The sequence below is a fragment of the Vibrio sp. B183 genome (assembly GCF_000740665.1).
GTDB classification, from domain to species: Bacteria; Pseudomonadota; Gammaproteobacteria; order Enterobacterales; family Vibrionaceae; genus Vibrio; species Vibrio coralliilyticus.
Genome location: NZ_JPQB01000021.1, coordinates 1 through 1,860, shown reverse-complemented (window position 1 = coordinate 1,860; position 1,860 = coordinate 1). Strand labels below are relative to the sequence as shown.

The 1,860-nt window shown below is 41.9% G+C and carries 1 protein-coding gene and 3 pseudogenes; all 4 read right to left on the bottom strand.

Annotation, left to right across the window (positions count from 1 at the left end; all coding sequences use genetic code 11):
* Positions 1–8: 8 nt before the first annotated feature.
* Positions 9–212, bottom strand: a pseudogene (locus tag IX95_RS26070) (integrase core domain-containing protein); the annotation flags it as partial.
* Positions 213–230: 18 nt separating this feature from the next.
* Positions 231–566, bottom strand: a pseudogene (locus IX95_RS27110) (transposase); the annotation flags it as partial.
* A 15-nt stretch (positions 567–581) separates the two neighbouring features.
* On the bottom strand, positions 582–1,283 hold the full coding sequence (locus IX95_RS21000) for an IS110 family transposase (RefSeq protein ID WP_200876950.1): 702 nt from the start codon (positions 1,281–1,283) through the stop codon (positions 582–584).
* A gap of 193 nt (positions 1,284–1,476) precedes the next feature.
* Positions 1,477–1,680, bottom strand: a pseudogene (locus IX95_RS26065) (DDE-type integrase/transposase/recombinase); the annotation flags it as partial.
* Positions 1,681–1,860: the final 180 nt, after the last annotated feature.

Sequence of the window (1,860 nt, the reverse complement as noted above, 5' to 3'; positions counted from 1 at the left end):
TGTAGTGGTCAACAAATTCCGGACACAGATTTAAGCCGATTTTCGGCATTTACTGGTGACAGCCCATCATTTGCTTGATGAGGCCGTTGTCGGTTGTAGTAGTCCATCAAGTAGTAGCTGATATCTCTCTTCGCTTGAGCTTGAGTCAAATAACCCGTTGCGGGTACCCATTCAGTTTTCAGGCTTCTAAATAGCCTCTCCATTGGAGCATTGACGCTCCTATGTCAAGTTCAACTGAGCTGTGATAAGTCAGATACTATAATGGGGTATAACTCCCTAGCGATATAACGTTTCAAACACCGCTGAATTTCTCTATTTGTTTTTCCTTCTTGCAGTCGCTTTTCTACATATTTCCTCGTTCTAAAATCATTTCTCATACGTATCAATGTGACAGTCCAAAGAGCATTGTTTGCATCTCTCGCACCACCTCTATTCAGTCTGTGGCGTTGATTCTTACCAGAAGACGCCTCCAATGGGGTCACTCCACATAAGGCAGCAAACGAAGATTCTTTTTTTAAGCACTCAGGGTTATCGCCAGCAGCGACAAGCAATGTGGCAGCAACATAGCTCCCAACACCATATTACTCTAAAAGCGTTGAAGCAGACGAAGATGTCAACGCTTTAAGTTGCTTATCAATTGATTTTAATTCTTTTGACAAAGCTTCCCAGCGCTCTGAAAGCAAAGTTAGCATCGACACTAATGTCGACTCCAGCAAACTGCCTGGAGATGCTTTAATTCCTTTACATGCCATGACACATTGATAACTTGACGGTAAATAACATTTTTCTCGTATATGTTCAGGTGCAGTAACCAATAAAGCACGTATTTGGTTCATCGCTTGTGTTTTAGCTTTTACAGAACTCTTTCTGGCAACAACTAAGAACCTCATAGCTTCAACAACGCCATCATGAGATTTAGGGATTGCTGTAGATTCATTAGCTAAAACTGAACGAGCGGCACTCTCAGCATCAGTTGGATCTGACTTACCCCTCAGTCTACGCATTGCTCTATTGGGTCTATTTACTTCAAATACTTTTATTTGCTTCTGTTGTAAGAATTTACATAAGCCTGCACCATAAGTCCCAGTGCCTTCTATGCCTGCTTGCTTCACCGTTCCAAAAGATTTACACCATTTGTATAGCTGTTCATAACCACTTGAATTTACGATAAACTCTTGGGTATCGATAACCTGACCGATGCTGTTAACAAGCACTGCAACATGGTTATCAAGATGCGTATCAACGCCTAATGTTAAATTATTAGAAATGTCATTACAGTTCATATCAACTCAACCTCATAGTTACAGTGACAGGACTGGACACAGACGATGCAGCACAATGCTCCTATTAGGTCACTGGCACTGATTGAAATGAAATTACTGACAAATGAAGATCGACAGGTCAACACAAAGATACTTGATCAATCCCAGCACGGGTCAAATCTTCACCGTCAGTATGATCGAGTATATCCTCTATATCCCAACAGTTACCCCGACAACTCATGCTTTGAGTTATGCGATATCGCCAAAGTCTTTGACGAAATTTACGACTGTTGTACTGGCATCCTTGATCTGAATGAAACATCACGTTCTTAGGTCGCCTCCGTTGCTCCTAGGCCATATACAAGGCTTTAGAAGCTAGTTCAGCATCAGGCTTATCCGATAGAGACCAACCCACGATGTTGAAGCCTGGCTAAAAAAGCAGTCTTTTATGACTGAGCGCTTTATTAGGACAACAACGTGCGGATCCCATCAAGGCCAGAACACTAGATAGTTCACAAACAGGCCGGATACATTGACACAAACGTATTCTGACAGCGAGCTTTTACTTGCAAAAACGGAGCAGACCATACATTTTTTA